The sequence below is a fragment of the Microcoleus sp. B7-D4 genome, assembly GCF_036705125.1.
Lineage (GTDB): Bacteria > Cyanobacteriota > Cyanobacteriia > Cyanobacteriales > Microcoleaceae > Microcoleus.
In genome coordinates, this window is sequence record NZ_JAUBTT010000180.1 from 1 (window position 1) to 7681 (window position 7681).

The window sequence follows — 7681 nt, forward strand, 5'->3', positions numbered from 1 at the left end:
GGTTTTTAGCTGGCATTTTTGTAGAGATTGACTAAACTCCTTTTTTATTATACCCTATTTAAAGGTACAACAGCTTAGAGTGTTTTATATCCAGTTCCAAGACGTAAATGTTAGTATTTGAAGCCAAGCTAGAAGGAAAGAGCGAGCAGTACCAGAGGCTAGACGAAGCCATTCGTACTGCTCGCTTTATTCGTAATAGCTGCATCAGGTACTGGATAGATACGAAGGGTGTGAATCGATACGACTTGAGTGCCTACTGTGCGGTGCTTGCCAAAGAATTCCCTTGGGCTGCCAAGCTCAACTCAATGGCAAGGCAAGCTTCCGCAGAGAGAGCTTGGTCATCAATTGCTCGTTTCTACGACAACTGCAAAAAGGCAAAACCGGGAAAGAAAGGATTTCCACGTTTCAAAAAGCATGAAACCCGCGATTCTGTTGAATACAAAACCTGTGGATGGAAGCTTTCAGAAGATCTCAGAAGCATAAACTTTAGCGACGGCTTCAAAGCAGGAAGATTTAAGTTGTGGGGAACTCGCGACTTGCATTTCTACCAGCGAAGTCAAATCAAACGAGTGCGCGTAGTGCGTCGAGCCGACGGGTACTACGTGCAATTCTGTATTGATGCTGAACGGAATGAACAGCGAGAGCCTACGGGACGAACCATTGGTTTAGACGTAGGATTGACCCATTTCTACACTGACTCGGATGGTAATACCGTCGAGAACCCGCGTCATTTAAGAAAGTCTGAGCGGTCACTCAAAAAGCTTAATCGCCGACTTTCGAGAACCCAGAAAGGTTCTAAGAACAGAGCTAAGGCGCGGAATCGATTAAGCAGAAAACACCTCAAGGTAAGTAGGCGGCGTAAAGACTTTGCTGTGAAATTAGCAAGGTGCGTAGTCCAGTCCAACGACTTGGTAGCCTACGAAGACTTGTCGGTGCGTAACATGGTCAAAAACAAAAAGCTGTCCAAGTCTATATCTGATGCCGCTTGGACAGCTTTTAGGAATTGGATTGAATATTTTGGCAAAGTGTTGGGAGTAGCTACTGTTGCCGTCGCACCGCACTACACTAGCCAAAATTGTTCTAATTGCGAAAAGGTTGTGAAGAAATCGCTAAGTCAAAGAACACATATTTGTCCGCATTGTGGATTTGTTTTAGACCGCGATTGGAATGCTGCGCGAAATATATTAGAACTGGGATTGCGTACCGTGGGGCACACGGGAACCTATAATGCCTCTGGAGACATCGACCTCTGTTTGAGTGAGGAAACTCCTTCAAGTAAGTCGGGTCGCAGAAAGAGGAAGCCCAAACAGTGATGTTTGGAATCACCGTCGCTTTAGCGGGCGTGAGGATGTCAAAATGGCATGAGGATAACGATGTTATCCACATTACCGCCGGCCCAAAGACTGACTTTTGGCGGCAAACTCATTACGGATTTATTCGCGATAACGGCAACTTTTACTACCGTCAAGTATCAGGCGACTTTACAGCCGAAGTCAAAATTACTGGTTGCTATCGATCGCTCTACGATCAAGCAGGATTGATGATTCGAGAGAGCGAAAATATCTGGCTCAAGTGCGGCATTGAGTTTGTTGAGGGAGTCCAAAACGTGAGTGCGGTTGTGACACGAGACTATTCCGATTGGTCTGTTATGCCGCTTGAAGTGCCGCCTGTTTCCCTGTGGCTGCGGGTAAAGCGCCGAGCTGAAACGGTGGAAGTGCAATACTCGTTGAATGGGTCAGACTATTCAATGATGCGACTGGCCTATTTAACTGAGTCACCAATCGTTCAAGTTGGGTTAATGTGTGCGGCTCCCCAAGGTGAAGGCTTTGCAGTGGAATTTGAAGGGTTTAAGCATAGTAAGCTGATCTAATGTGGATGGTAAAAAAAACGATTTCGGCGCCACTCCATATATAAAATTAAAATTAGGGGTGAGTGCTTTTCACTTACCCCAGCCATTTTTTGTCCGCCTTTTAACAAACCAATTGCAGCAAGAAATCGCCACAAAAGGATCTCAATTGCTACTAGATAGCCTTGCCGGTACTCAGCGACAAAATCGTGAATACTCCCAGCAAATGACCTGCGCTCATGCAAGCCAAAAATGCAGGTACGCTAACATTGTTGAACAGAGACGGGAAGGGCAAAGGCATTTTCGGCCCGACGTGGGGATACCAAATTCGGCGGCTGAGAACTAGCAATGCTAAGAGATTGCAAACAAACATCACCAGAGGCTTTTGCCAATCTCCTGATGCTGTGTCAGTCACTGTCGATGCTACTACTGCCAGTAAATTTGAGTTAATCATCGTTGATGCTCCTATTTTTCATAAATTATCAGAAATGCTTGATGAGATTTCTTGCCAAAAATACAGCAGGGGCGATCGCCTTTACGCAATAAATATCTGTTGCTATTAATATTCACCGCGCCAGCGACAGCGCCCCACCCATAATCATCGAATCACGGCAAGAAGTCTTTTAATGCCATTCAAAAGTAACGAAAGATACAAAGGGACAAAACCATACTCGCTGCCATTTGTAACTTTTAGCCTGTCTGGCAGTGGTGGCATTTTCTCACGCTGCCAGACAGGATAGACTGCTCGTCATTACTGAGCAATGTAGGTAGGCAGAAAGTGGAGAATGTCGCGCAGAACGCTATATCCAGCAGCATCCCAGAGCAAATAAGCTAAGAAACCGATCATCGCTAAGCGACCGTTCCAAAGTTCTGCTTGCGGGTTGAAGCCAAACAAAAAGGCATTCCGATCTTTGCCGTTGTAAGCATTAGCCGTAGGAGGCAGGTTAGTAGGACGAGTTTCCATGTTTTTACATTCCTTAACAATGTTCGCTTCTCATGGTAGCGACCTAATTTCTGCTTTGCTATCTGTCTCTAGGCTCAAGATACAGACAAGTCTAAAGGAGGATTTAGAAACAAAAAATAAAGTGTTAACTTTTGTTGCGCGAGATTTTTCAGCGATCGCCTGTATCTGTAGATACTAAATAAAACTAGAAGTTGAGATTGCTGCTGTGAAAAGCCCGATCGCCCCGTAGCGGCAAACAACGGCGCTGGTGACTCGACAATACTGAAGCCGCGCTCTGATAGAGGCAAGAAAATTTACTAAATTGGAACTTAAAACCCGAACACGATCGTCCTTGAGTTAACTAAAATAAGAGATAAACAGATCGATCGGGAGAAACAGTTATCGAAACCATCTACGGCAATCTTCAAGGTTTAAAGTCCAGCCAGCTCAAGCAACTCGAAAAGCTTTACCACCAGCGACTACCGGGCGATCGCATCACCACTGCAGAATTTGCCCAGCGCGTCGCCGCCATCAGCACGGAAATAGACAAACCAATCTGCACCTACATCAACCGCCGCGGACAAGTAATTCGCGTCGGCGTGGGTACACCCCGCCAAACGCAGATTGCGCCCTTAGAATTGCCCCGCTACGGGGGAGGTCGCCTCAGCGGCATTCGCTGCATCGCCACCCACCTAAAGCCAGAAACCCCAAGCGAAGCAGCCCTCACAGCAATGGCAATTCAGCGCCTGGATGCCCTGGTTTGGCTGACACTGACGGGGGGAGGATTTCAGCGCCGCGGGGGCGGTGCGACTGGTTACATCCAAGAAGCTTATCTCGCTCATTTAATACCCCAGGGAGACCAGCCAAATTTTGAGTTCTCTGTTTTGAGCGCTCAGTTAGAACCAGATGCAACTGATGAAATAGAAGAGCCTTCAATTCAAAAGTCCCTAATCAAAAGTCCACACTTTCCCTGGAAAATATCAGAACCCCTGAATTTGGACGAACTCGCCGACCAAGACTTTCTGGATTTGGTGGAAGGGCTCGAAGCAGAGTTTGAAGCAGAGTTTGTCGCGGGGGAGGTCGATGCAGACCAAGACAAAGTGCTGTTGGTAGGTGTCATGACTCAGCACATGACTCAGTTGGAGTTTGAGGACGGGCTGGCAGAAATCACGCGGCTGGTTGAAAGCGCCGGGGGTCAGGTTCTGCAAACAGTGCGCCAAAAACGATCGCGCCCCAATCCGCAGACAGTCGTCGGCGAAGGCAAAGTTCAGGAAATTTCCCTCACAGCTCAGACGGTTAGCGCTAACCTCGTTGTATTCGATCGCGACCTGTCCCCCGCACAAATACGGAACTTGGAAACTCAGATAGGTATCCGCGTTGTCGATCGAACAGAGGTAATTCTCGACATCTTTGCCCAAAGAGCTCGATCGAGCGAGGGTAAATTGCAAGTCGAACTCGCTCAGCTAGAGTATGCCCTGCCCCGGCTCAGAGGTCGCGGTCAGGCAATGTCGAGACAGGGTGGCGGCATCGGTACCAGAGGCCCTGGGGAAACCAAACTAGAAACCGAACGGCGGACGATCGCCAAACGCATTTCTCGATTGCAGCAAGAAGTAAATCAACTGCTGGCGCACCGCTTTCGGCTGCGACAGAATCGGCATCATCACGAGGTACCCTCAGTGGCGATCGTTGGCTACACCAACGCCGGTAAATCTACTCTGCTCAACCTGCTCACAAATTCCGAAGTCTATGCCGCCGACCAGTTATTTGCCACCCTCGACCCCACAACTCGACGGTTAACCATTCCCGGCGTCACCGGGGAACCCCTGTCGATCGTCCTCACAGATACAGTGGGCTTTATTCGCGAACTGCCTCCCGCCTTGATCGACGCTTTCCGGGCTACCCTCGAAGAAGTCACTGACGCCGATGCTTTGCTGCACCTCGTCGATCTCTCCCATCCCGCGTGGCAGAGCCAAATTCGATCGGTGATGAATATTTTGACAGATATGCCCGTAACTCCCGGGCCAGCCCTTGTAGTTTTTAACAAAATTGATGCCGTGGATGGAGAGACTCTCGCCCTCGCGCGAGAAGAATTTCCTCAAGCAGTATTTATTTCGGCGGCCAAAGGTTTGGGGATGGAAACTCTCCGCGACCGATTAGCTCAGCTCATTCAATACGCCCTCTACCCTCGGTAAATACTTAAATACTCCTTTTGAATAGTTGACATGGGGGAATATACGTACATATACTGAGGACAGATCTAGTCGGACTATGAGATGATAAAAGAGTAGTCAGATTGTGCATGGCAAAGTACAATACAGCAGCTCTATTTTGCGATCGGTTAAATAAATATTTTCCGGGGGCCGCGGTCAAGGTAAAAAGACTCTTTGTTAATGGCTGTAAGGGCTGTTGGTTCAGATGTTGCCAAAAGAGGTTGCTTCACTCTGTGCCACCTACCTGTGCAAACCAGGGTACGCGATGTCAAAGTAAAAGAGAATAATATTATTATTAAAGTGTTTTGGCACTCACCTCAAGCGCTATACTATCTTTTACAGACGTCGGCCAGAGAATACATCCATTTATTGTAAGAACTCTAAAATCCTTGCCCGTCGTACAGCGCTCATCTCTAGGACTATTTCTATTTTTCGATTTTACCACTGTTTAACTAAATAGTTATGTGTACGCCACTGGCAAAACTAGCAATTGGACTCTCTGCCACAATGGCAACAGCGTTTTACTATCTAGCTGCTGCCCCTCCGGCTTCAGCACAAGCAAATGTGTGTGGGCCTGGAAATTATTCTAGTGCCTGTCTCCCCAGCCGGGCATCAACACCCCCCAGCCGGGCATCAACACCCTCCGGGCAGACATCAACACCAACGGCACCCACCCCGCAGGCGACCCAGCCGAGTTTGTCCCAAATATACAGCACACCTTTGAGAAACGCATCATCAACTGCTATTCCTGAACCGGGTACTGCGATCGCAGTCCTACTGACAGGTGCAGGAATGATCTGTTCGTGCAGAAAGCGAAACAAGCAGGTTGGTCCGCAGCGCTAGGCAGGCTGATGGCCAACCTGTTTGCCTTCAAAAAGTCTCCGTTTTTTTTAGCGTGAGTATTTGTTTACTTAAATTTATATAAAAAATAACTTGACACCTAGCTTGTGCGCTGCAAATAGAGCCGGATGTTGAAGGAAGAAAGCTATAGCGACTTCAGTCAGGGTAAAAATAAGGAAGAAGGCAAATGCACTTCCCGGCAAGGATTTCAGCAATGAATAACCTCCGGTGCAACAGATAAGGTTGCTATATATAATAAAAATTAAAATATAAAAATTAAAATAAGATTGGTTAAGATTAATCCTTCGCAGAGTTTTTGATAGCCTACCGTAGAATAAGGGTTTCAAGGGTCCTAGGCAAGTTTGCTACCAACGAAAAATCGAGGGTTTCAGCCTAGGAACTAAAAACATTCCGCACTATGGTTAAGATTACAATTAAAAAATATTGTTATTGCTTGAGCGTCCCATGACCCCTAAAGTAGAAATTTACACTTGGAGAACCTGCCCGTTTTGCATTCGTGCCAAAGCACTGCTGAAACGAAAAGGGGTTGATTTTACAGAGTACGCGATCGACGGAGATGAAGCGGCACGAGCTCAAATGAGCGATCGAGCCAACGGAGGCCGCACCCTGCCACAAATATTCATTAACGACCAACACATAGGTGGCTGCGACGAAATGCACAAACTAGATGCTCTAGGCCAGCTAGACCCCCTGCTAGCAGCAAAATGAGGCGTTCACTGTCGAATTTTCCGTTAGCCCAAATTTTCCTGCGACCAATTCTTAATTTTAAGTGACAATGAAATTTGCATTCATCATCGATCCCCTCGCGCGACTAATTCCAGGACACGATACCAGCGTAGCGCTGATGGAGGGAGCTCAAGAGTTGGGTCACGAAGTGTGGGCGACTCAAGCCAACGAACTAAGCGTCATCGGTGGCAAAACCTGGGCAATGCTCAGTCGGGTAGCCCTCACCCCAGTAAAAGTGGTAGAGGGACGCTGGGAGGCGGCTGAGGCTTGGTACCAGGTAGAACATCCTACTTTGCAGCCTCTGGAAGCAATGGACGCAGTATTTATGCGGACAGACCCCCCAGTCAACATTCCTTACCTCTACGCTACTTACCTTCTAGATGGCATCGATCCGGCTAAAACTTTGGTAGTTAACAGTCCCAAAGGATTGCGGGCGGCGAATGAAAAGATGTATGCTTTGCAATTTGAGGGAGCGATCCCCGAAACAATTGTTTCTCAAAACAAGCAGGTAATTCGACAATTTGTTGAGAAAAAAGGAGCGGCAGTTCTTAAACCCTTGGGCGGCAAAGCTGGCGAGGGGATTTTATTTTTGGAAGCGGACGATCGCAATCTCAACTCCCTGGTCGAAATTAGCACTCAACAAGGGCAAATTCCCGTGATGGTTCAGACTTATCTGCCGGAAGCCAAAGAGGGAGACAAGCGGATAGTGCTGTTGAACGGCAAGCCGATCGGTGCTATCAACCGTATTCCCACCGGCAATGAATTTCGAGGCAACATGGCCGTCGGCGGCCGAGTCGCAAAAACCGAAATTACCGATCGCGAACGGCAAATTTGCACTCAGTTAGAACCCGTGCTGCAACGGGACGGACTGTACTTTGTCGGCATTGATATCATTGGCGGTTATCTCACAGAAGTTAATGTCACCAGCCCTACAGGGATCAGAGAAATTGACTTGTTTGACGGCGTTAGTTTGGGTAAACAAGTAATTGAATGGGTAGTTAGTCAGTAGTCAGTAGTCATGGGAGCATCTCAGTTTTGTAAAAAGCATTTTTTTTATTGTAGTGCGAGCGTCCCCGCTCGCGTATTGTACAATAC

At 47.6% G+C, this 7681-nt stretch carries 8 protein-coding genes; 5 read left to right on the forward strand and 3 right to left on the reverse strand.

Features of this window, described 5'->3' with window-relative positions:
* The first annotated feature begins 107 nt into the window (after positions 1 to 107).
* Both QUB12_RS35930 and QUB12_RS35935 read left to right on the forward strand, forming a co-directional pair.
* Positions 108 to 1313, forward strand: a complete 1206-nt coding sequence (locus QUB12_RS35930; RefSeq protein ID WP_333141239.1) for a transposase — start codon at positions 108 to 110, stop codon at positions 1311 to 1313.
* On the forward strand, positions 1313 to 1870 hold the full coding sequence (locus QUB12_RS35935; RefSeq protein ID WP_333141241.1) for a DUF1349 domain-containing protein: 558 nt from the start codon (positions 1313 to 1315) through the stop codon (positions 1868 to 1870). Before QUB12_RS35930 ends, QUB12_RS35935 begins: the two co-directional genes overlap by 1 nt.
* A gap of 151 nt (positions 1871 to 2021) precedes the next feature.
* On the opposite strand, the gene QUB12_RS35940 is transcribed toward QUB12_RS35935, so the two are convergent.
* Entirely contained in the window at positions 2022 to 2300 is a 279-nt protein-coding gene (locus tag QUB12_RS35940) for a Photosystem I reaction center subunit PsaK (RefSeq protein WP_333106132.1), read from the reverse strand.
* A 297-nt stretch (positions 2301 to 2597) separates the two neighbouring features.
* Complete coding sequence (locus QUB12_RS35945; protein WP_333041855.1) at positions 2598 to 2810, reverse strand: chlorophyll a/b-binding protein; 213 nt, start codon at positions 2808 to 2810, stop codon at positions 2598 to 2600.
* Between the two features lie 578 nt (positions 2811 to 3388).
* Between QUB12_RS35945 and hflX the strand changes: the two genes are divergently transcribed.
* Complete coding sequence (hflX, locus tag QUB12_RS35950) at positions 3389 to 4981, forward strand: GTPase HflX (protein ID WP_333141246.1); 1593 nt, start codon at positions 3389 to 3391, stop codon at positions 4979 to 4981.
* Positions 4982 to 5580: 599 nt separating this feature from the next.
* Here the strand turns inward: hflX and QUB12_RS35955 are convergent.
* Complete coding sequence (locus QUB12_RS35955; protein ID WP_333141248.1) at positions 5581 to 5820, reverse strand: hypothetical protein; 240 nt, start codon at positions 5818 to 5820, stop codon at positions 5581 to 5583.
* A gap of 484 nt (positions 5821 to 6304) precedes the next feature.
* Here QUB12_RS35955 and grxC point away from each other — a divergent pair, with 484 nt between their 5' ends.
* A complete protein-coding gene (gene grxC / locus QUB12_RS35960; RefSeq protein WP_333106127.1) occupies positions 6305 to 6568 on the forward strand; it encodes a glutaredoxin 3 in 264 nt (87 codons plus the stop codon).
* Positions 6569 to 6635: 67 nt separating this feature from the next.
* Entirely contained in the window at positions 6636 to 7595 is a 960-nt protein-coding gene (gene gshB, locus QUB12_RS35965; RefSeq protein WP_333310895.1) for a glutathione synthase, read from the forward strand.
* Positions 7596 to 7681 lie beyond the last annotated feature (86 nt).